23 protein-coding genes and 1 pseudogene are annotated in these 20,111 nt (G+C 68.8%); 13 read left to right on the top strand and 11 right to left on the bottom strand.

Annotated features, from left to right (window positions below; all coding sequences use genetic code 11):
• Positions 1 to 61: 61 nt before the first annotated feature.
• A pseudogene (locus tag ACFOW8_RS10870) lies at positions 62 to 271 on the top strand (cation:dicarboxylate symporter family transporter); the annotation flags it as partial.
• The gene (locus ACFOW8_RS10865) at positions 267 to 425 is read left to right on the top strand and encodes a hypothetical protein (RefSeq protein WP_378550770.1); all 159 of its coding nucleotides are present in this window, start codon (positions 267 to 269) and stop codon (positions 423 to 425) included. The pseudogene ACFOW8_RS10870 and the gene ACFOW8_RS10865, both read left to right, overlap by 5 nt.
• Positions 426 to 440: 15 nt before the next feature.
• Here the strand turns inward: ACFOW8_RS10865 and ACFOW8_RS10860 are convergent, their stop codons facing one another.
• Complete coding sequence (locus ACFOW8_RS10860; RefSeq protein ID WP_378549455.1) at positions 441 to 650, bottom strand: DUF4287 domain-containing protein; 210 nt, start codon at positions 648 to 650, stop codon at positions 441 to 443.
• A 177-nt stretch (positions 651 to 827) separates the two neighbouring features.
• On the opposite strand from ACFOW8_RS10860, the gene ACFOW8_RS10855 reads away from it, so the two are divergent.
• Complete coding sequence (locus ACFOW8_RS10855; RefSeq protein WP_378549452.1) at positions 828 to 2,297, top strand: phytoene desaturase family protein; 1,470 nt, start codon at positions 828 to 830, stop codon at positions 2,295 to 2,297.
• Between the two features lies 1 nt (position 2,298).
• Here ACFOW8_RS10855 and ACFOW8_RS10850 read toward each other — a convergent pair whose 3' ends face one another.
• The 8 genes from ACFOW8_RS10850 to ACFOW8_RS10815 all read right to left on the bottom strand — a co-directional run bounded on the left by ACFOW8_RS10850 (position 2,299) and on the right by ACFOW8_RS10815 (position 9,686).
• Positions 2,299 to 3,234 carry a cation diffusion facilitator family transporter gene (locus ACFOW8_RS10850; RefSeq protein WP_378549449.1) on the bottom strand — a complete coding sequence of 312 codons (936 nt, stop codon included), beginning with the start codon at positions 3,232 to 3,234 and terminating at the stop codon, positions 2,299 to 2,301.
• A 120-nt stretch (positions 3,235 to 3,354) separates the two neighbouring features.
• Entirely contained in the window at positions 3,355 to 4,275 is a 921-nt protein-coding gene (locus tag ACFOW8_RS10845; RefSeq protein ID WP_378549447.1) for a cation diffusion facilitator family transporter, read from the bottom strand.
• A gap of 145 nt (positions 4,276 to 4,420) precedes the next feature.
• Positions 4,421 to 5,638 carry a mannose-6-phosphate isomerase, class I gene (gene manA, locus ACFOW8_RS10840; RefSeq protein WP_378549444.1) on the bottom strand — a complete coding sequence of 406 codons (1,218 nt, stop codon included), beginning with the start codon at positions 5,636 to 5,638 and terminating at the stop codon, positions 4,421 to 4,423.
• Positions 5,638 to 6,858: a tobH protein gene (locus tag ACFOW8_RS10835; protein WP_378549441.1), complete on the bottom strand. Its 1,221-nt coding sequence runs from the start codon at positions 6,856 to 6,858 to the stop codon at positions 5,638 to 5,640. The genes manA and ACFOW8_RS10835 overlap by 1 nt, the downstream gene beginning before the upstream one ends.
• A gap of 82 nt (positions 6,859 to 6,940) precedes the next feature.
• Positions 6,941 to 8,320: a phosphomannomutase/phosphoglucomutase gene (locus tag ACFOW8_RS10830; RefSeq protein ID WP_378549439.1), complete on the bottom strand. Its 1,380-nt coding sequence runs from the start codon at positions 8,318 to 8,320 to the stop codon at positions 6,941 to 6,943.
• Between the two features lie 72 nt (positions 8,321 to 8,392).
• A complete protein-coding gene (locus ACFOW8_RS10825; RefSeq protein ID WP_378550704.1) occupies positions 8,393 to 8,764 on the bottom strand; it encodes a DUF3499 domain-containing protein in 372 nt (123 codons plus the stop codon).
• Positions 8,765 to 8,823: 59 nt separating this feature from the next.
• The gene (locus ACFOW8_RS10820; protein ID WP_378549436.1) at positions 8,824 to 9,306 is read right to left on the bottom strand and encodes a metallopeptidase family protein; all 483 of its coding nucleotides are present in this window, start codon (positions 9,304 to 9,306) and stop codon (positions 8,824 to 8,826) included.
• A gap of 146 nt (positions 9,307 to 9,452) precedes the next feature.
• On the bottom strand, positions 9,453 to 9,686 hold the full coding sequence (locus ACFOW8_RS10815) for a WhiB family transcriptional regulator (RefSeq protein ID WP_167456194.1): 234 nt from the start codon (positions 9,684 to 9,686) through the stop codon (positions 9,453 to 9,455).
• 489 nt (positions 9,687 to 10,175) lie between these two features.
• Here ACFOW8_RS10815 and cofD point away from each other — a divergent pair, with 489 nt between their 5' ends.
• The 9 genes from cofD (at position 10,176) to ahcY (ending at position 18,345) form a co-directional block, all read left to right on the top strand.
• Entirely contained in the window at positions 10,176 to 11,162 is a 987-nt protein-coding gene (cofD, locus tag ACFOW8_RS10810) for a 2-phospho-L-lactate transferase (RefSeq protein WP_378549433.1), read from the top strand.
• A complete protein-coding gene (locus ACFOW8_RS10805) occupies positions 11,159 to 12,505 on the top strand; it encodes a coenzyme F420-0:L-glutamate ligase (protein ID WP_378549430.1) in 1,347 nt (448 codons plus the stop codon). The genes cofD and ACFOW8_RS10805 overlap by 4 nt, the downstream gene beginning before the upstream one ends.
• A 19-nt stretch (positions 12,506 to 12,524) precedes the next feature.
• Positions 12,525 to 13,055, top strand: coding sequence for an NUDIX hydrolase (locus ACFOW8_RS10800; RefSeq protein WP_378549427.1), 531 nt, complete (start codon positions 12,525 to 12,527; stop codon positions 13,053 to 13,055).
• 197 nt (positions 13,056 to 13,252) lie between these two features.
• A complete protein-coding gene (locus ACFOW8_RS10795) occupies positions 13,253 to 14,488 on the top strand; it encodes an alkane 1-monooxygenase (protein WP_378549424.1) in 1,236 nt (411 codons plus the stop codon).
• Entirely contained in the window at positions 14,485 to 14,658 is a 174-nt protein-coding gene (locus tag ACFOW8_RS10790; protein WP_378549421.1) for a rubredoxin, read from the top strand. Before ACFOW8_RS10795 ends, ACFOW8_RS10790 begins: the two co-directional genes overlap by 4 nt.
• The gene (locus ACFOW8_RS10785) at positions 14,655 to 14,837 is read left to right on the top strand and encodes a rubredoxin (protein ID WP_378549418.1); all 183 of its coding nucleotides are present in this window, start codon (positions 14,655 to 14,657) and stop codon (positions 14,835 to 14,837) included. The genes ACFOW8_RS10790 and ACFOW8_RS10785 overlap by 4 nt, the downstream gene beginning before the upstream one ends.
• Entirely contained in the window at positions 14,834 to 15,502 is a 669-nt protein-coding gene (locus ACFOW8_RS10780) for a TetR/AcrR family transcriptional regulator (RefSeq protein WP_378549415.1), read from the top strand. The genes ACFOW8_RS10785 and ACFOW8_RS10780 overlap by 4 nt, the downstream gene beginning before the upstream one ends.
• A 122-nt stretch (positions 15,503 to 15,624) precedes the next feature.
• The gene (locus ACFOW8_RS10775; protein WP_449289767.1) at positions 15,625 to 16,782 is read left to right on the top strand and encodes an alkane 1-monooxygenase; all 1,158 of its coding nucleotides are present in this window, start codon (positions 15,625 to 15,627) and stop codon (positions 16,780 to 16,782) included.
• An 81-nt stretch (positions 16,783 to 16,863) separates the two neighbouring features.
• Positions 16,864 to 18,345 carry an adenosylhomocysteinase gene (gene ahcY / locus ACFOW8_RS10770; protein ID WP_378549409.1) on the top strand — a complete coding sequence of 494 codons (1,482 nt, stop codon included), beginning with the start codon at positions 16,864 to 16,866 and terminating at the stop codon, positions 18,343 to 18,345.
• 139 nt (positions 18,346 to 18,484) lie between these two features.
• Here ahcY and ACFOW8_RS10765 read toward each other — a convergent pair whose 3' ends face one another.
• Complete coding sequence (locus ACFOW8_RS10765; protein WP_378549406.1) at positions 18,485 to 18,748, bottom strand: hypothetical protein; 264 nt, start codon at positions 18,746 to 18,748, stop codon at positions 18,485 to 18,487.
• A 190-nt stretch (positions 18,749 to 18,938) separates the two neighbouring features.
• A complete protein-coding gene (locus ACFOW8_RS10760; RefSeq protein WP_378549403.1) occupies positions 18,939 to 19,280 on the bottom strand; it encodes a hypothetical protein in 342 nt (113 codons plus the stop codon).
• Positions 19,281 to 19,439: 159 nt separating this feature from the next.
• Here ACFOW8_RS10760 and ACFOW8_RS10755 point away from each other — a divergent pair, with 159 nt between their 5' ends.
• A complete protein-coding gene (locus ACFOW8_RS10755) occupies positions 19,440 to 20,087 on the top strand; it encodes a dTMP kinase (protein ID WP_378549400.1) in 648 nt (215 codons plus the stop codon).
• Positions 20,088 to 20,111: the final 24 nt, after the last annotated feature.

Genomic DNA, 20,111 nt, shown 5'->3' with positions numbered 1-20,111 from the left:
CGTCCTGAACCTATGCACCAAAAGTGATGGGTATCACATGTCGTGCCCTTGATCGGTCGTCATGGGTACAACTGGCGCACTTCCGCGAAAACGAGACCATACCCATTGGCTGTGCCTGGCGGTGATCTTCGCCGTCCTCGCGGGCGTTCTGGTCGGCCGGCTCGCGCCCGAATTCGGGCAGTCACCGGCGCCGCTCGGCACGCCGTTCGTGAACCTGATCACGATGATGATCGCACCCGACCTCTTCTGCACGATTGTGCTCGGTCGTGGCCACCCTGTTCATCGGCACCTGGACCCGCACCGTCGACGCCGATCGAACCCGCCGTGTGCTCGCTCGCGAACTGGCGTTCGACGAGGAGACGATGGTCGGCGGGCATCCGGCGGACGCGCTGCCTGCCGATCCGAAACCGGTCGCGGTGCGGTGAGACGGTGCGGTCCGTTCAGTCGCGGGCCCATTTCCCTGGGTTCAGGTGGAACTGCACCAGTGCGGTGGCGTGCCCGTGCCCGAGGCTGTGCTCGGTTTTGAGCCAGTTCACCAGTGCGCTGTGCCCGGTTGTCCCGGCGGCCGCCAGCAACGTCAGCCACTCGTCCACCGGCTTGCCGTACTTGGCTTCGATGCTGGGGAAGTAGGACGCAGGCCCGTTCGCCATGATGCTCTCCTCGAAATGTTGTTCGTTTCTCTGCTGACGGTGCGGCCGGACGGAATTCATCGGACAGTGTTCCGGCAGCCGTGCGCGGGACCGGCGACTCGTGGGCCGAGGGCCGCGCGCCGCGTAGGTTGGAGACGACGCGGGGCGACACGGTGGTCGATGGCGAAGGGACGACGGATGGCGGAAGTCGTAGTAGTCGGGTCGGGACCGAACGGCCTGGCGGCGGCGGTCATCGCGGCACGCGCCGGAATCTCGGTGCGGGTGCTGGAGGCGCAGGACCAGCCCGGCGGTGGCTCACGGACCGCGGAGCTCACGCTGCCGGGATTCCACCACGACGTCTGCGCCGGGGCGCACCCGATGGCGTTGGCCTCCCCGTTCTTCCGCGCCTTCGATCTGCCGGCGCACGGCGTCGAACTGCTCACCCCCACCATCTCCTACGCCCATCCGCTCGACGGCGGCAACGCCGGGCTGGCCTGGCGCAACCTGGAATCGACCGTCGCCGACCTCGGCCGCGACGGTCCGGCCTGGCGTGACCTGTTCGGCCCGCTCGTCCTGCACTGGCCCGACGTGGTCGACCTGGCCATGTCGGATCTACGGCGGCCACCTGCCCGGCTGAGCGCCGCCGTCCGGTTCGGGCTGCGCCTGCTCGAACAGGGCTCTCCGCTGTGGAACAAGCGTTTTCGGGACGAGGTCGCGCCCGCACTGCTCACCGGGGTCGCCGCGCACGCGATCACCCCGCCGCGGGCCCTGCCCGCGGTCGGTGCCGCGCTGCTGCTCGGCACCCTCGCGCACGCCGGCGGCTGGGTGATCCCACGCGGTGGCAGCCAGGCCATCCCGAACGCGCTGATCGCGGAGCTGGAGCGGCTCGGCGGCGAGGTCGTCACCGGACACCGCGTCGACGATTTCGCCGAACTCGCCCGTGCCAGAGCGGTCCTGTTCGACACCGCGCCCGCCGAACTCCTGCGCATCGCCGGTGACCGGCTGCCCGCGCGCTACCGCGACGGGCTCGGCCGGTTCCACTACGGCGGCGCCGCCTGCAAGGTCGACTTCGCGCTGTCGGGGCCGGTCCCGTGGACGGCGCCCGGCTGCGACCTCGCGGGTACCCTGCACCTGGTCGGCACCCGCGCGGAGGCGATGCACGCCGAACGCCGTGTCGCCGCTGGTGAATTCGCCGAGCGGCCCTACGTGCTCGCCATCCAGCCCGGCGTCGTCGACACCACTCGCGCGCCCGCGGGCAAGCACACCTTCTACACCTACGCGCACGTGCCCAACGGATCCGATCGCGATGTGAGCGGGGCCGTCATCGCCCAGGTGGAACGGTTCGCGCCCGGCTTCCGCGACCTCGTCCTCGCCACCCATGTCACCCCCGCCGCGTTCATGCCGGCCCACAACGCCAATTACATCGGCGGTGACATCTCCGCGGGCGCGATGACATTGCGCCAGACCGCCTTCCGGCCGCTCGCCAGGTGGAATCCGTACGCCACGCCGATCGCGGGCACCTATCTGTGCTCGTCGTCGACCCCGCCGGGGCCAGGGGTGCACGGCATGCCCGGCCTGCACGCCGCGCGGCACATGCTGCGCACCCGTTTCGGCATCGTCACCGACCCCTTGGACATCCTGCGTGGTGAGGTTCCCGCCTACCACTGAGTCATGCTGTGGCGGCTGCTTTCTCGGGCCGGAACACGTCGGGTTCCAGATAGACGATGTCGACATTCGGCGCCGCCGCCCTGATCCGGTCGTCGGCGGCATCGATGAGCTCACCGACCTCGGCCACATCGAGCCCGGCACGCAGCGCGATCTTCGCGTTCACCAGCAGATCCTCCGGGCCCAGGTACTGGGTCTGCATGCGCAGCACCCGCACGATGCGCGGATCGGCGAGCAGCGCGGCGCGGATGGCGCTGTCCTCGGCGGCCGTCGCGCCCTCGCCGATGAGCAGGCTCTTGGTCTCCACGATCAGCACGATCGCGTTCACTCCGAGCAGCAGACCGATCAGCAGGGTGCCGACGCCGTCCCATACGCCGTTGCCGGTGAGCACCGTGAGGCTCACCCCAGCCAGCGCGAACAGCAAGCCGACCAGCGCGCCGAGGTCCTCCAGCAACACCACCGGCAGCTCCGGGTTCCTGGTGTTGCGGATGAAATGCCACCAGGAGTGTTCGCCTTTCAGCGGTGTCGACTGCAGGCGCGCGGTACGGAAACTGGCCGCCTCCAAGGCCATCGACACCAGCAGGATCACGATCGCGACCGCGGGTGACTCCAGCTCGTGCGGGAACCGGATCTTGTGGACGGCCTCGTTCAACGCGAACAGGCTGCCCATCGTGAACAGGATCAGTGCGACGACGAACGAATAGAAGTATCTGTTGCGCGTGTACCCGAACGGATGCAGGGTGTCGGGGCCCTGCTCGGCCCTGCGCCGTCCGAGCAGCAGCAGCGCCTCGTTGCCGGTGTCGGCGACCGAGTGCACCGCCTCGGCCAGCATCGACGACGACCCGGTGATGAACGCGCCGACGAACTTGGCGATCATGATGCCGGTGTTCGCGCCGAGCGCGGCCAGGATCGCGATCTTGCTGTCTCCCTCGACGGCCATAGCACCGAACGGTACCGCCGGACCTGGCCGGATCCAGTGGACGCCGGACCGTGTCGTCGTCGGGAAAACGTCGATCGCCGCCGCCCCGGCAGGGACGACGGCGACCGCGAACGGAAAGAATCAGGCAGGCTGGGTGCGGTACAGGTCGGGCTCGAGATAGATCAGCCTGGCGGCGGGCACCGCCGTCCGCACCCGCATCTCGGCGGCGTCGATCGCCTCGGCGATCTCGGCGATATCGAGGTCGGGGGCGATCGCCACCTTGGCCGCGATCAGCATCTCCTCCGGGCCGATGTATTCGGACTTGAGGTGGATGACCGAGGTGATCTCGGCGCCGTCGACGAGATTGTCGCGGATCGCGCGATCCTGCTCCGGGGTGGCGCCCTCCCCGATCAGCAGGCTCTTCATCTCCACGATCAGCACGATCGCGATGATGCCGAGCAGCACACCGATCGCCAGGGTGCCGATACCGTCGAAGATCGGGTCGTCGGTGACCATGGTCAGCCCGACCGCGCCGAACGCGATGACCAGACCGATCAGCGCGCCCGTGTCCTCGAGCAGCACCACCGGCAGCTCGGGGCTGCGCGAGGTGCGGATGAACCGCCACCAGCTGGACGTGCCCTTGAGCGGGCGGGATTCCCGGATCGCGGTGACGAAACTGAAGGTCTCCAGACAGATCGCGATGCCGAGGATGATGATCGCCACGATCGGCTGCGACAGCTCCTCGGGATGCTGGACCTTGTGGATGCCCTCATAGATCGCGTACACCGAGCCGAGCGTGAACAGCACGAGTGCCACGACGAACGAGTAGAAGTAGCGGTTGCGGCCGTAGCCGAACTGGTGCAGTTCGTCGGCATCCTTGGCGGCCGCGCGCTGCCCGAACAGCAGCAGACCCTGATTGGCCGTGTCGGCGACCGAGTGCACCCCCTCGGCCAGCATCGACGCCGATCCCGTGATCGCCGCGCCGATGAATTTCGCCACCGCGATTCCCGCGTTGGCCGTCAACGCGGCGAGAATCGCCTTCTTGCCACCACCAGCCGACATTCCGGCCCGCCCTTCCAGATTCGCTGAACACGATCGTGCGGCAACAGCCTAGCGCCGATTCCGGTGGGGCCGGAGGTGGTAGCGGAGTGTGGCCACGCAGGGCCCTCGGAGGTCGGCGCCATCGGGCACAGTGCCGACTTCGGGGTCAGTTCCCGCCGACGCAGGCGCTGAACAGCTGCGCGGGACCATCGACCGCGCGTGCCTTGATGTCGGTGTCGGCCGCGGAGATCCACGCCGCGCTGCCGCAGCGGACGGTGAGCGTGTGTCCGCCCTGCGCCAGTTCGACCGTGCCCTCGGTGCACAGCACGATGCCAGGGCCCGCGTCGGTGAGCGCGATCGGCTCGCCGCCCGCGGGCAGGTCGAAGCGGCACAGCGCGAATTCCGGGGCGGGCGTGCGGTAGCGCGCGCCGCCGTCGTCGCCTGCCTCCGGTTCCAGGATCGGCAGGTCGATCGGCTCGAAGTCGAGTACCCGCAGCAGCTCGGGGACGTCGACGTGTTTGGGGGTGAGCCCGCCGCGCAGCACGTTGTCGGAGTTGGCCATGATCTCCACACCGACGCCACGCAGGTAGGCGTGGAGATTGCCGGCCGCGAGGAACAGGCCCTGGCCCGGTTCCAGGGTCAGCCGGTTGAGCAGCAGCGCGGCCAGCACGCCGGCGTCGCCAGGGTAGACCTCGGCCAGTTCCAGCGCGGTGCGCACCTCGGCGGAGAACTCACGGGCACCCTTGCCGGACAGGTACCGCACGCACCCTTCGAGCACGGCGGGCAGCAGCGTCGACAGCGCGGCGGCGGGCAGCGTGATCCAGGTGGTGAACAGGGTGCGCAGGCCGTCCGAATCCGGTTGGGCGGCAAGCAGTTCGGCGTACACGTTGAGGCCGGGCACGTCCAGTGCGCGCAACAGATCGACGGTGCGCAGTGGGTCGCGGAACCCGGCCAGCGCCTCGAACCGGTCCAGCGCGACGACCAGCTCCGGCTTGTGGCTGTCGTCGCGGTAGTTGCGCAGGGGTGAGTCCACGGGGACGCCGCTGCGATTCTCCCGCTCGAAACCGACACGTGCCTGCGCCGAACTGGGGTGCGCCTGCAGCGACAGCGGCTCCTCGGCGGCCAGGATTTTCAGCAGGAACGGCAATCGGGCGCCGAAGGCGTCGGCGACGGTGCCGAGCTCGCGGACCGGATCGTCGGTGACGAGATCGAGCAGTGACCGGTCGCTGCCCGCGGCTTTGACCCGCGCCGGATCGGCGGGATGCGCGCCGAACCAGAGTTCGGCCTCGGGATGGGCCGACGGCACCGGCCTTCCACACAGCTGAGCGAGCGCGGTGCGCGACCCCCAAGCGTAGGAACGCAGCGCACCAACGAGTTCCTGCACTAGTAGCGTCCCCCGTCGTGATATGGGTCAGGGGCGGGCGCGGTGCCACCGCGCGCGCCCATGAGCCGGAGATAGGCGGCGGCCATGTCGAGACGCACCGCGAGTACCGCCAGCTGCTCGATCTCGCTGCCGTGTCCGCCGAAGGCCGTCGACGCGGCCTCGGCCTCGGCGGGCTGGACCGCACCCGGCTCGGCGAGCTGAGCCTGCAACACATCGACATCGGCGTGCACCAGATCGGCGTCGACGAGCCCACCACCGGCGCCGTCGAACACCGCCAGCTTGCGGCGGGCGGCGGCCTGATCGGGATGCACGCTCAGTGCGAGCACCCGCACCCGGTCGACCGGGGCGGGGCCGTCGAGTTCCTCGTCGTGGAACAGCGGATCGAAGCCGGGCGCCGAGCCGCCGGTCGCCTCGCTCAGCCTGCCGACGGCGGCGACGGTATCGGCGAGATCGGCGGCGGCGGCCAGCTTGCCCGCGGACTGCAACAGCACCTCGGCACCGTGCCCGGCCAGCTCGACCGCGGCGGGCGCGTCACCGGCCAGCACCACCCCGACTCCGTGCATGCGCGCGGCCAGCGTCTTGGCCGGATTGTGGAAGACCTCGTGGTGCGGGCCGTCGCGCAGTGCCTCGGCGTCGAGCATGTCGGCCAGCTCGGTGAGCTCGGGCGTGGCGGGCACGCTGCGCTGGGCGTCGATGCCGCGCAGCACCGCGATGCCGACGGCGAGGAAACGCAGCAGCCGGTTGTGATCGAGGACGGGCACGCGCGGTTCGAGCACGACGGCGCGCCCGGCGGCCACCGCGCGCAGCGGGCCCTCGTTCGGCGCGGCGACGATCACCTCGGCACTGCGCCGGATGGCCCGGTCGACGGCGTCGATCAGTCGCGGATCGCCCGCGTCGTCGCCGGCGACCAGCACCACGTCCAGCGGGCCGACCCACGGCGGTAGCGAGGTGACGGACACGATCGGTAGCCCGGCCCGGTCACCGAGCGTGGCGACGAGCAGTCCGGCCGCCCGAGCGGCCCTGCCCGACCCGGAGACCAGGACCAGACTGCGCGGACGCAGCTCGGTCAGCCGCTCGACGAGCGAGGTCTCGGCGACCGCGGCGGCCGTCGCCCGCACCTGCGCGCCACCCGAAGCCGCCGAACGCAAGGCGCCGCCGGTGTCGGCCGCCTCCAGCGACGCGGCATCGTCGAGGTCGAATACCGGTGTTCCAGCGATCATCGCCGATCCCACCTCCCCTCATCGCGCTGTGTCGTCTGCCGATCCGTCGGCGAATACAAGGTCTGTGATTCCACTATTCCAGTCAGGCGCGGACGATGGCGAGGATCTCAGTCACGAGTGTGTTTACTTCCTCCTGCGATCCGGCTTCGACGTTGAGCCGAAGCAGCGGTTCGGTATTCGAGGCGCGCAGATTGAACCAGGCGTGCTCGCCGAGATCCACGGTGACGCCGTCCAGCCGGTCCACCGAGACCGTCCGGTCGGCGAAGGCGGTCAGTACCGCGTCGGTGCGTTCGGCGGCGTCGGCGACGGTCGAGTTGATCTCGCCGGAGGCCGCGTAGACGTCGTAGGCGGCCATCAGCTCCGAGACCGGACGCTGCCCTTCACCGAGCGCGGCGAGCACGTGCAGGGCGGCCAGCATTCCCGAGTCGGCGCCCCAGAAGTCGCGGAAGTAGTAGTGCGCGGAGTGCTCGCCGCCGAACACCGCGCCGGTGGCCGCCATCTCCTGCTTGATGAACGAGTGCCCGACCCTGGTGCGGACCGGCTTGCCGCCGAGTTCGTCGACCAGCTCGGGCACCGCGCGCGAGGTGATCAGGTTGTGGATGATCGTGGCGCCCGGCTCCTTGGCCAGTTCGCGCTGCGCGACCAGCGCCGTGATCGCCGAGGGGGAGACCGGCTCGCCGCGTTCGTCGACGACGAAGCAGCGGTCGGCGTCGCCGTCGAAGGCCAGGCCGATATCGGCGCCGCTGCGGCGCACCAGCTCCTGCAGGTCGACCAGGTTCTTCGGGTCGAGCGGGTTGGCCTCGTGGTTGGGGAACGAGCCGTCGAGCTCGAAGTACAGCGGAACGACGGTGACCGGCCCGAGTGTGCCGAGCACCGCGGGCACCGTGTGCCCGCCCATCCCGTTGCCCGCGTCGACCGCGATGGTGAGCGGGCGGATGTCGTCGAGGTGGACCAGTTCGCGCAGGAAGGCGGCGTAGTCGGCCAGCAGATCGACGGTGGTCTCGGTGCCGGGTGTGCCGTCGTGGGCGGGCACGCCCGTGACGATCTCGGCGGAGATGGTGGCGAGGCCGGTGTCCTGGCCGACCGGCAGCGCGTTCGCCCGGCACAGCTTGATGCCGTTGTAGCGGGCCGGGTTGTGGCTGGCGGTGAACATGGCGCCGGGGCAGCCGAGCTTGCCGGAGGCGAAGTAGAGCTGATCGGTGGAGGCCAGCCCGATGTGCACCACATCGAGGCCCTGGCCGGTGACCCCGGCGGCGAACGCGGCCGCCAGCTCGGGCGAGGACTCGCGCATATCGTGGCCGATCACGACCCTGCCGGCGCCCTCGGCACGCATCAGTCGCGCGAATGAGGCGCCGACGTCTGTGACGAACCCCGCGTCGATCTGTTCGCCAACGACGCCGCGGACGTCATAAGCCTTGATCACGGCATTCACGAGTTCGCCAGAGCGCGCGACAGTCGTCATAGCCCTAACCCTAGTAGGGAACCGGTCCTGGTCACGCACGTACCTGTCGGCCAGCGCGATGACCAGGGATTTCTATGGGTCGGGGAGGACCCGCAGGTGGCCGCGGCGGCCGGTGCGGGCCTGGCGCGGGGCTGCGGGGGCGGAGTCGCGGTAGCCGGGCTGGTCGGCGTCGGGGCGACGGCGCAGGCCCGCCTCGCGGACGGCTTCGGCCAGTGCGGTGAGATCGTCGTCGTCGGGCGTGCTGGAGGCGAATCCGCCTTCGTGGCGCACCAGTTCCCAGCCCTTGGGGGCGGTGATGCGGCAGGCGTGGGTTTCGCACAGATCCCAGGAATGCGGTTCGGCGACGGTGGCGAGTGGTCCGACGACGGCGGTCGAGTCGGAGTACACATACGTCAGCGTCGCTACAGCCGGGTTCTTGCAGCCGGGTCGGCAGCAACGACGCATGGGGATCACGCCGTCGAGATTAACTCCTCCGCCCCGTAAAAGGGGGATCGGACACGCCTTTATTCGGGCTCGGGATCGATCAGATCCGGGTCGACGCCGAGATAGGTGGCGATCTGCTGGACCAGAACCTCGCGCAACAAATCGACGAGATCGTCGGGATCGGCGGCCCGCAATTCCAGCGGCTTACGGAACAGCACCACTCTGGCGCGGGTGGCCGCGCCGTGCCGGTCGACGCCGGCGGGGATCAGCCGCGACAGCGGCACCGGTCCGTCGGCGACCACCTCGTCCGGCCAGGTGACCGAATCAGGGTGCAGCGGACGGATTTTCGGTACATCGTCGACGGCGATGTCGAGCTTGGTGAGCCGGTCGTGCCAGCGGGTGTCGAGCGGGGCGAAGGCCTCCAGCACGAGCCGATCGAATTTCTGGCCCCTCGTGCGCCACGCGGGAACGGTGGGCGGGAGCATGGGTCCGCGGACACCACGGCCGCGGCGGGCCACCGAGCGGGCGGTGGGTGCCGGGGGATGACGCCGGGAACGTGCCATGGAACTCGTCCACCTCTCTCGCGTGCACTGGTCGTGCCCGTCGAACCGGTAGACGGTGCGACTACTGGGCGTGCGCCCGAAGCACCGACGTACTGCGCCTGCGTGCTCCGGGCTTGGAGCCTCAGAGTCTACTTTCGAACATTCTCTCAGCCGATTCCGCGCTTCAGCCTGCGACGCTCCCTCTCGGAGAGACCGCCCCAGATGCCGAAACGTTCGTCGTGCGCCAGCGCGTACTCGAGGCACTGGTCACGAACTTCGCAGCCCAAGCAGATACGCTTGGCCTCACGGGTCGAGCCGCCCTTCTCGGGGAAGAACGCCTCGGGGTCTGTCTGAGCGCACAGTGCCCGTTCCTGCCACTGTTCTTCGATGGAATCGAACATCTCGTCGAAGCCCGGCACGACCAGACTCAGCCGGGGAGCCGCGACCTCGTTCGCCACGTCCGGTTCCGGCCAGCTCATGACAGCGTGAGCTGCGCCTGCTGTGGAATCGGTCGGCGAGACCATGTCTTCGGTCATCGTTCCGCCTCCTCACTATGTGTTAGCGCAGAATGATTCTTTCCGCCGGGCGGAAACGAACCCCGGCAGCAAAACACCGCGACGTAGTCTCGCGGGCTTCCCCGAACCTGTCTTCCGGCGAGCCGAACCGCTCTCGCAAACGCCCCCGCGCCATGCCTTCACGCGGTGACCGGAATGACATGACTGTGATTAGACACGCCGCAAGCGCCGGTGGTCAACCCGCCGTCACCCTTCCGTTACACTCCGCACCCGCCTTTCGTTTTGATCTTGTTATGTGCTGTGGCAAATGACCAGCAACTTTGTTGGAATTCGGCGCGGAATCGCGCGGCAACCGCCACCACTAGGCTGTGACCCGTGACTGCACAACACGCGGTGCGCAAGCCCGAGATCGCCGTTCTGGTCGGTGGTGTCGGCGGTGCCAGGTTCCTCCAGGGCGTCCGGCAGCTGCTGCCCGACGCGACCGTCTCGGCCATCGTCAACGTCGGCGACGACGTCTGGATGCACGGGCTGCGCATCTGTCCCGACCTCGACACCTGCATGTACACCCTCGGTGGTGGGATCGACCCCGAGCGCGGCTGGGGTCATGCGAACGAGACCTGGCACGCGAAGGAAGAACTCGCGAAGTACAACGCGCAACCCGACTGGTTCGGCCTCGGCGACCGCGATATCGCCACCCACCTCATCCGCACCGAGATGCTGCGCGCCGGATATCCGCTGTCGGCGGTCACCGAGGCGCTGTGCAACCGGTGGCAGCCCGGCGTCCGCCTGATCCCGGCAACCGACGACCGGTGTGAGACCCACGTTGTCGTCAGTGATCCCGACAACGCCGGCGAACGTCGCGCGATCCATTTCCAGGAATGGTGGGTGCGGTACCGCGCGGCGCTGCCGACCCATGGATTCGCCTCCATCGGCGCCGAACAGGCCTCCCCGGCACCCGATGTGACTGAGATCATAGCCTCCGCCGACGCGGTGTTGCTCGCCCCCTCCAACCCTGTCGTGAGCATCGGCGCCATCCTCGCCGTCCCCGGGATCAGGGGTGCGCTGCGCACCACCGCGGCCAAGGTGATCGGCCTGTCGCCGGTGATCGATGGAAAGCCGTTGCGCGGCATGGCCGATGAATGTCTGTCGGTGATCGGCGTGGAGTCCACCGCCGAGGCGATCGGGCGGCACTACGGCGCGCGCTCGGCCACCGGCATCCTCGACGGCTGGCTGGTGCACGCCACCGACACCGCCGACGTGCCGGGTGTCGAGGTGCGCAGCGTGCCGCTGCTGATGACCGACCCCGACGCCACGGCCGAGATGGCTCGTGCCGCACTGGAATTGGCCGAGGTGAAGCCGTGACCGCGCTGTCCGACCATGCGGCGGGCGAGCTGCGGATCCTGCCGGTGACCGGGCTCCCCGAGTTCCGGCCCGGCGACGACCTCGCCGAACATCTCGCGGCGCGGGCGCCGTGGCTGGCCGACGGCGATGTCGTCGTGGTGACCAGCAAGATCGTGTCCAAGGTCGAGGGGCGCATCGTCGCCGCGCCCACCGACCCGGAGGAGCGTGACACCGCCCGGCGCAAGCTGGTCGACGCCGAAGCGGTGCGGGTGCTCGCGCGCAAGGGCCGCACCCTCATCACCGAGAACCGGCTCGGCATCGTGCAGGCGGCCTCCGGCGTCGACGGCTCGAATGTGGCCGAGGGCGAATTGGTCCTGCTGCCCACCGATCCCGACGCCAGCGCCACGGCGTTGCGGGCCGCGCTGGCTCAGCGGCTGGGGGTGCGGGTGGCCGTCGTCATCACCGACACCATGGGTCGGGCCTGGCGCAACGGCCAGATCGACGCCGCCATCGGTGCCGCGGGCCTGCGGGTGCTGCACGACTACGCGGGCGCGGTCGACGGGCAGGGCAACGAACTGCAGGTGACCCAGGTGGCCGTCGCCGACGAACTGGCCGCGGCGGCCGACCTGGTCAAGGGCAAGCTCGGCGGGGTCCCGGTCGCGGTGGTGCGCGGTCTGGTCACCGACGACGACGGGTCGAATGCGGCGGCGCTGCTGCGCGGGGGCTCCGACGACCTGTTCTGGCTCGGCACCGCCGAGGCCGTCGAGAAGGGGCGCAAAGAGGCTGTGCCGCTGCGGCGTTCCGTGCGGGCCTTCGCCGACGAGCCGGTCGACCCCGAACGGATCAGGTCGGCCGTCGCCGCCGGGCTCACCGCGCCCGCGCCGCACCACACCCGGCCGGTGCGTTTCGTCTGGCTCCGTTCCAGGCAGACGCGTGAGCGGCTGCTCGCGGCGATGGCGGAGAAGTGGCGTGCCGATCTCGCCGCCGATGGGCTCGACACCGAGCGGGTGGAGCGCCGGGTGGCGCGCGGGCGCATCCTGTTCGACGCGCCGGAGGTGATCATCCCGTTCTGCGTTCCCGACGGCGCGCACGACTATCCCGATGCCAGGCGCAGGGCCGCCGAGCAGACGATGTTCACCGTCGCGGTCGGCGCCGCGGTGCAGGGACTGCTCGTCGCGCTGGCTGCCGACGGTCTGGGCAGTTGCTGGATCGGGTCGACGATCTTCGCCCCCGAGGTCACCCGCGAGGTACTCGGTCTCGACGGTGACTGGATGCCGTTGGGGGCCATCGCGATCGGTCAACCGCTCGACGAGCCGGCGCCGCGGAGTGTCGGCGCGCCGGGTGCCGGGTTGGTCGAGCTGTGAACGTCGCGCAGGGGCGGGCATGACCGCGGAGTCGCTGCACGCGTCAGCGACCGAACTGCTCACCGAGTGGAAACCCGAGGCGGGACAGGACAGTTCGTTGCGGGAGGCGATGCTCGCCTTCCTCGGTTCGGCACCGCGCGGGTGTCTGCGCGAACACGCGCCTGGCCACATCACCGCATCGGCGATCGTGTTGTCCCATGATCGGCGCGAGGTGCTGTTGACCTTGCATCCGCGGGTCGGTCGCTGGATCCAGCTCGGCGGGCACTGTGAACCGGGCGACGCGACCGTTGCCGATGCCGCGCTGCGCGAGGCGGTGGAGGAGTCCGGTATCGCGGACCTGCGGCTCATGCCGGGGCTGTACGGCGCGCAGGCGCACCCGATCACCTGTTCGCTCGGGGTGCCGACCCGTCATCTCGACCTTCTGTTCGAGGTGGTCGCGCCGCCCGGCGCGGTACCGGTGCGCAGTGCCGAGTCGACCGATCTGCGGTGGTGGCCGGTCGACGGGCTACCGCCCGATGCGGACGTGCTGCTGCCTCCCGGACCGCGGTAAAGGCCCCTGGACGAGTCTCCGAACTGCGATAGCGGCGACCGCACCGAGCTGGGTGCGGTCGCCGTTTCGTGACCTGGCCATTGCGGCTTTACAAATTTGCGAATTTGTCTAGACGTCGGACAAATCCGGCTCTATCGTCTGTGACACAGGGTTACGCACATCACAAGTGTGAGATGTGCCGCAGGATGGAGACGACGATGTCTACAGATGCCAACGCGTCCGAACAGCGGGTGGCGCCCCCGCAGTGGCGCGATTCCAAGCGCTATCTCTGGTTGTGGGGCCTGTTCGCCCCGACCGGATTGTTCACCATCGGTATCCCGCTGATCTGGGGGCTCAACCAGCTCGGCTGGCACCGGCTCGCCGAGGTGCCGTTCTGGCTCGGCCCGATCCTGGTGTACCTGGTGATCCCGCTGGCCGACCTGTTCTTCGGCCCCGACGGCGACAATCCGCCCGACGAAGTGATGGAGTACCTGGAGAACGACAAGTACTACCGGTACCTGACCTACCTCTACCTGCCGTTCCAGTACGCCTCGCTGATCTTCGCCTGCTACATCATCACCGCCGACAACCTGCACTGGCTCGGCTTCCCCGGCGGGGCCAACCTGTTCGACAAGATCGGCATCGCGATCAGCGTCGGCATGATCGGCGGCATCGGCATCAACACCGCCCACGAACTCGGCCACAAGAAGGTCGACCTGGAGCGCTGGCTGGCCCGCATCGCGCTGGCGCAGTCGTTCTACGGGCACTTCTACATCGAGCACAATCGCGGTCACCACGTCCGGGTCGCCACCCCGGAGGACCCGGCCAGCGCCCGCATCGGCGAGACCTTCTGGGCCTTCTGGCCGCGTACCGTGGTCGGCAGCTTCCGGTCCGCGTGGCATCTGGAGAAAGAACGCTTGCACCGGCTCGGTAAGAGCCCGTGGACGCTGCGCAACGACGTGCTCAACGCCTGGGCGATGTCGGTGGTGCTGTGGCTGGGGCTGATCGCGGTCTTCGGCATCGAGGTACTGCCGTATCTGATCCTGCAGGCGGTGGTCGGCTTCAGCCTGCTCGAGTCGGTGAACTACCTCGAGCATTACGGCCTCGTCCGGCAGAAGACCGCGACCGGACGCTACGAACGGCCCGCGCCGGAGCACAGCTGGAACAGCGACCACATCGTCACCAACATCTTCCTGTACCACCTGCAGCGGCACAGCGATCACCACGCGTACCCGACCCGGCGGTATCAGACCCTGCGCAGTTGGGACGGAGCGCCCAACCTGCCCAGCGGCTACGCCAGCATGATCCTGATCGCCTACTTCCCGCCGATCTGGCGCAAGGTGATGGACAAGCGTGTGCTCGCGCACTACTCCGGCGACGTCACCAAGGCCAATATCGAACCCAAGCGCCGGGACAAGGTCCTCGCGCGATACGGACAGGAGGGGAACCGATGAGTGCGTTCCGGTGCCCGGTCTGTGATTATGTCTACGACGAGACGAAAGGAGCCCCGCGCGAAGGATTTCCGGCAGGCACGTCGTGGGCGTCGGTACCCGACGACTGGTGCTGCCCGGATTGTGGCGTGCGGGAGAAGATCGACTTCGAGGCGGTAGGAGTGTCGCAGTGACCGAATACAAGCTCTACCAGTGTGTGCAGTGCGGTTTCGAGTACGACGAGGCGCAGGGCTGGCCCGATGACGACATCGCGCCCGGCACCAGGTGGGAGGACATCCCCGACAACTGGACCTGCCCGGACTGCGGTGCGGCCAAGTCCGACTTCTTCATGGTCGAGATCGAACGTTCGTGAGTACGGCGGGCACGGCGCGCGCAGGCGCGCGCATCCCGTACCAGGAGGCCGCGCGGGAACTGCTGCGCAGCTCGGTCCTGGACGGGATGCGCGAGCTGCTCACCGAGCGGGACTGGTCCAAGATCACTCTCGGTGACGTCGCCGCGCGCGCCGGTGTCAGCAGGCAGACGCTGTACAACGAATTCGGTTCGCGCGCTGGGCTTTCCCAGGCCTACGCGCTGCGGCTGGCCGACCAGCTGGTCGATCACGTCCGCGAGGCGCTCGACGACAATGTCGGCGATGCCCGCGCCGCCATCCGGGTCGGCATGACCGGATTCTTCCTCGCCGCCGCGGCCGACCCGCTGGTCCGCTCGCTGCTGGCCGGGGAGATGAAGCCCGACCTGCTGCGCCTGATCACGCTCGACGCGGGCCCCCTGCTCGAGCACGCCACGGCGCGGCTGACCGGGGTGTTCCAGCACAGCTGGGTCGACGCCTCCGATGTCGAGGCCGATGTGCTCGCGCACGCGCTGGTGCGCATCGCGCTGAGCTATATCCCGAACCCGCCGGTGCCGGAGCGGGACGCGCCGGCGGAGATGAGCGCGTTGCTCGGTCCGTACGTCGAAGCGATCGTGCAGGTACGTGGGATCCGCCGGCCGCAGGGTGACGGTGACCACTCCGCGCGCTGATGTGTGCCGATTCGTCAACGTGTAACCATCACCACGTTTGCCGATTTGGCTCTGTGTAACGAGCGCCCGGTCTGTCAGTATTCACATCCGTTGGCGATTGGTCTTTTTACAGCGGAGCGGGTGTGCAAGCGGTTGGCAAACCGGGGGGTTTTCGTGACCCCAAGCGGTATCTCTGGGCTCTAGGCTTGATCGCGCCCGCGTGCGCGCTGTTGCCCTCCCAGCTCGTCTACCGCACCGGCGCCGAGGTGTTCTGGTGGATCGGTCCCGCGATCGTGCTCATCGCCATTCCCGTGCTGGATTGGATCGTCGGCGAGGACGGCAACAACCCGCGCGACGAGGACTACGAGGCCCTCTCGGCCGACCGCTACTACCGCTGGTGCACCTACCTGTTCCTACCGATCCAGCTGATCGGGCTGGTGATCGCCTGCGCCATGTGGGCCGGTGACGATCTCGATGTCGTCGACAAACTCGGTCTGGCCGCCACCGTCGGCTTCGTGAGCGGAATCGGCATCAACGCCGCGCACGAATTGGGCCACCGGGTGGAGCGTGCTGAGAAGTTGCTGTCGAAGATCGCGCTCGCCCAGTCGGGGTACGGGCACTTCTTCGTCGAGCACAATCGGGGCCACCACGCCAGGGTCGCTACCCCGGGAGACCCGGCCAGTGCCCGGCTCGGCGAATCGCTGTGGGAGTTCTTGCCGCGCAGCGTGATCGGCGGATTCCGGTCGGCGCTGCAACTGGAGCGGGTCCGGCTGGCCAGGCGGGGTCAGGGCTGGTGGAGCCGCGGCAACAACATTCTGCAGGCCTGGGCGATGAGCGGGGTGCTCTTCGGTTCGCTGATCCTGGTGTTCGGTCCCGCGATCGTGCCGTGGCTGGTGCTGCAGGCGGTGGTCGGGATCGGGCTGCTCGAAGCGGTGAACTACGTCGAGCACTACGGGCTGTTGCGCGCGCGCAAGCCCAACGGCCGCTGGGCGCGCTGTTCCCCGCGTGACAGCTGGAACAGCGATCGCCTGGTCACCAACATCTTCCTGTTCCATCTGCAGCGGCACAGCGATCATCACGCCAACCCTGGCCGCCGCTATCAGACCCTGCGCAGCTGTAGTGAATCGCCGCAGCTCCCTGCCGGATATGCCACCATGCTGCTGCTCGCCGCGGTCCCGCCGCTGTGGCGCGCGGTGATGGATCCCAAGGTCGCCGCGCACTACGGCGGGGACCTGTCGCTGGCCAATGTCGCGCCGCCCAAGCCGCGGCGTTTGCTGGCCCGATACCGCGCCACGGCCTGAGGTGCGGCCACGATGGGACAGGGAAACAGGCGCGTCCCCAGGCGGTAGCCTTGCCTCGGTACTGACTACCAGGAGAGGCTGATGACGACCTCAGAACTTCCCGCGCGCACCGAGCTCACCGCTGACGTCCGCAACGGCATCGATTACAAGGTGGCAGATCTCTCGCTGGCCGATTTCGGCCGCAAGGAGATCCGCCTCGCCGAGCACGAGATGCCCGGCCTGATGGCACTGCGCCGCGAATACCACGATGTGCAGCCGCTGAAAGGCGCGCGCATCTCCGGTTCGCTGCACATGACCGTGCAGACCGCTGTCCTGATCGAAACGCTGGTCGCTCTCGGCGCGCAGGTGCGCTGGGCGTCCTGCAACATCTTCTCCACCCAGGATCACGCCGCCGCCGCGGTCGTCGTCGGGCCGCACGGCACCGTCGACGAGCCGAAGGGCACTCCCGTCTTCGCCTGGAAGGGCGAGACGCTGGAGGAGTACTGGTGGGCGGCCGAGCAGATGCTCACCTGGCCGGGCGAGCCGGCCAACATGATCCTCGACGACGGTGGCGATGCCACCATGCTCGTGCTGCGCGGCGCGCAGTTCGAGAAGGCCGGTGTGGTCCCGCCCGCCGACGAGGACCACTCGGCCGAGTACACGGTCTTCCTGAACCTGCTGCGCGAGCGGCTCGAGACCGACAAGGGCAAGTGGACCGCGATCGCGGAGTCGGTCAAGGGTGTCACCGAGGAGACCACCACCGGCGTGCTGCGGCTGTACCAATTCGCCGCCGCGGGTGAGCTGGTGTTCCCGGCGATCAATGTCAACGACTCGGTCACCAAGTCCAAGTTCGACAACAAGTACGGCACCCGCCACTCGCTGATCGACGGCATCAACCGCGGCACCGATGTGCTCATCGGTGGCAAGAAGGTGCTGATCTGCGGTTACGGCGACGTGGGCAAGGGCTGCGCGGAGTCGCTGGCAGGCCAGGGCGCGCGCGTCCAGGTCACCGAGATCGACCCGATCAACGCGCTGCAGGCGCTGATGGACGGCTACGACGTGGTGACCGTCGAGCAGGCGATCGGCCAGGCCGATATCGTCATCACCTCGACCGGCAACAAGGACATCATCACCCTCGAGCACATGAAGGCGATGAAGGACCAGGCCATCCTCGGCAATATCGGTCACTTCGACAACGAGATCGATATGGCCGCGCTGGAGCGCTCCGGCGCGGGCAGGCTGAACATCAAGCCGCAGGTCGACCTGTGGACCTTCGACGACGGCAAGGCGATCATCGTGCTGTCCGAGGGCCGCCTGCTGAACCTGGGCAACGCCACCGGGCACCCCTCGTTCGTGATGTCGAACAGTTTCTCCAACCAGGTCATAGCCCAGATCGAGCTGTGGACCAAGCCGGAGGAGTACGACAACGAGGTCTACCGCCTGCCCAAGCACCTGGACGAGAAGGTCGCGCGCATCCACGTCGAGGCCCTCGGCGGCACGCTGACCAAGCTCACCAAAGACCAGGCCGAGTACATCGGCGTGGACGTGGAGGGCCCGTACAAGCCGGAGCACTACCGGTACTAGGTCGTCGAACACCCACTGGCCCAGCGACTTTCGTAGTCGCTGGGCCAGTGTGCTGGTCAGGTCCGGCCCGATCGCAACGGCGCGGCCGCCCCGGTCGTCGTGCAGGTGTAGACGGGACCAGGGAGTCGGCCGGCTGAGCTCAGCTGAGCAGCAGGCAGACGGGCAGGGGGACGACGGCTTCCAGGAGCACACAGGCGGCGAGCGTCGCGGAACCGCGCGCCGCCGACCCGGCGGCGGCCGAGCCCGCCGAAGCCGATCCGGACAGCAGGCCGGGGCGGTTGTCGTGATGGCCGTGCCGGATCGGTTCCGCCTCGGGCGCGGCGGCGGCAACGCCGGTACCTGCGAGGGTGAGGCCGAGCGCGGCAGCGGCGACGGCGGTGCGGAGGGTGGTGCGAGAGAACATGGTGACTCCTGGTCGAGCGGGCCCCGGCCGGGGCGCGGAGAGTGCTGCCCGCGAGCGGCCGAGCCGACCGGGGACTCTGAAATGACAGCACTTCATACCGGTGGCGGCAGCGAAATCGGGCGACATCGCCATGTTCGGCCCGTCAACCCGGCTACCCGTGGGCCGAGTCGGCGGGCTGTGACGTGGAGGTCTACTGATTGCTGCAGCCGCTGGTGGGGAGCATTCCGACGCTCCCGAAGTTGGGAAACAGGAGGCAGACGACCGCGGTGAGCAGGTCCGAGCTGCCGGTCGCCGCGTTGAGCGCGTTGCTCCCGGTGATGACGGTCTGTCCGGAGCCGCTCATGACCAGCTCGTTGATCAGCGGCGCGATGGCATCGGAACCGGTAGTGGTGTCGTTCGTGTCGGCGGGTGCGGAGACGGCCGACCGGGGAATCGTTCCGGCTTCGGCGGATGCGGATCCGGCGGAGAGCGTGATCGCGGTCGCGGCGGCGACGGCGGCGACCGCGATCTGTGCGGCGAGGTGGCGTGACATCGGCTGGTCCTTCGTGGGGGTGCGGTGAGTTTCGACCATGCCCGTCCGTCCGGGGCGCGGGGGAGACCCCAATTGTCGGGGGTCTGAAGTTCGATCACTTCACTTTGTGGCCGTCCGGTGCTCCGGGCGCGCGCTCGACGGTCGGGTAATCTGCTGCGCATGGGCGTGCTGATTGCGGTCGAGGGCCTCGACGGCGCCGGTAAACGGACACTGATCGACGGACTGATCACCGAACTGTCCGCGAAGGGCCTGCGGGCGGGCAGCCTTGCTTTCCCGCAATACGGCCGCTCGATCCACGCCGATCTGGCGGCCGAGGCGCTGCGTGGTGGCCACGGCGACCTGGCCGGGTCGATCAACGCGATGGCGATCATGTTCGCCCTCGACCGCGCCGACGCCAGGGCCGAGGTGTCGAATCTGTTGGACGCCAACGATATCGTCATCCTGGACCGCTGGGTGGCCTCCAACGCGGCCTACTCGGCGGCGCGCGCCGAGCAGGACGCCGACGGTGAAATCGTCGGCTGGGTGGGCGATCTGGAGTTCGGCAGATTGGCCCTGCCGGTGCCCGAACTGACCGTGCTGATCGATCCCGGCGACGACGTCGCGGCCGAACGTGCCCGGCGCCGTGGTGAACTCGACGCGGCCCGCGCCCTCGACGCCTACGAGCGCGACGGCGGGCTGCAGCGGCGCACCGGTGCGGTCTATCGTGAACTCGCCGAGCGAGACTGGCACGGCCGGTGGTGGACATACCGATCCGATGACGACCGGCCCGCGCTACTCACCCTCTGCGCGGAAATACTTGCCGGATAGGGTTGGATAGACGACGGGTTGACA

The organism is Nocardia rhizosphaerae, assembly GCF_042650365.1.
In the GTDB taxonomy this organism is placed as follows: domain Bacteria; phylum Actinomycetota; class Actinomycetes; order Mycobacteriales; family Mycobacteriaceae; genus Nocardia; species Nocardia rhizosphaerae.
This window is presented reverse-complemented; position numbering and strand designations above follow the sequence as displayed.

Bases quoted from the DNA above. Each gene is read 5' to 3' on its own strand.
- ACFOW8_RS10795 (WP_378549424.1), top strand. From the start codon at position 13,253: ATGTCTACAGATGCCAACGCGTCCGAACAGCGGGTGGCGCCCCCGCAG.
- ACFOW8_RS10760 (WP_378549403.1), bottom strand. From the start codon at position 19,280: ATGTCACGCCACCTCGCCGCACAGATCGCGGTCGCCGCCGTCGCCGCC.
- ACFOW8_RS10800 (WP_378549427.1), top strand. From the start codon at position 12,525: ATGACCGCGGAGTCGCTGCACGCGTCAGCGACCGAACTGCTCACCGAG.
- ACFOW8_RS10815 (WP_167456194.1), bottom strand. From the start codon at position 9,686: ATGTTCGATTCCATCGAAGAACAGTGGCAGGAACGGGCACTGTGCGCT.
- ACFOW8_RS10835 (WP_378549441.1), bottom strand. From the start codon at position 6,858: ATGATCGCTGGAACACCGGTATTCGACCTCGACGATGCCGCGTCGCTG.
- ACFOW8_RS10830 (WP_378549439.1), bottom strand. From the start codon at position 8,320: ATGACGACTGTCGCGCGCTCTGGCGAACTCGTGAATGCCGTGATCAAG.
- ACFOW8_RS10820 (WP_378549436.1), bottom strand. From the start codon at position 9,306: ATGGCACGTTCCCGGCGTCATCCCCCGGCACCCACCGCCCGCTCGGTG.
- ACFOW8_RS10755 (WP_378549400.1), top strand. From the start codon at position 19,440: ATGGGCGTGCTGATTGCGGTCGAGGGCCTCGACGGCGCCGGTAAACGG.
- ACFOW8_RS10765 (WP_378549406.1), bottom strand. From the start codon at position 18,748: ATGTTCTCTCGCACCACCCTCCGCACCGCCGTCGCCGCTGCCGCGCTC.
- ACFOW8_RS10855 (WP_378549452.1), top strand. From the start codon at position 828: ATGGCGGAAGTCGTAGTAGTCGGGTCGGGACCGAACGGCCTGGCGGCG.
- ACFOW8_RS10845 (WP_378549447.1), bottom strand. From the start codon at position 4,275: ATGTCGGCTGGTGGTGGCAAGAAGGCGATTCTCGCCGCGTTGACGGCC.
- ACFOW8_RS10825 (WP_378550704.1), bottom strand. From the start codon at position 8,764: ATGCGTCGTTGCTGCCGACCCGGCTGCAAGAACCCGGCTGTAGCGACG.
- ACFOW8_RS10850 (WP_378549449.1), bottom strand. From the start codon at position 3,234: ATGGCCGTCGAGGGAGACAGCAAGATCGCGATCCTGGCCGCGCTCGGC.
- ACFOW8_RS10860 (WP_378549455.1), bottom strand. From the start codon at position 650: ATGGCGAACGGGCCTGCGTCCTACTTCCCCAGCATCGAAGCCAAGTAC.
- ahcY (WP_378549409.1), top strand. From the start codon at position 16,864: ATGACGACCTCAGAACTTCCCGCGCGCACCGAGCTCACCGCTGACGTC.
- ACFOW8_RS10790 (WP_378549421.1), top strand. From the start codon at position 14,485: ATGAGTGCGTTCCGGTGCCCGGTCTGTGATTATGTCTACGACGAGACG.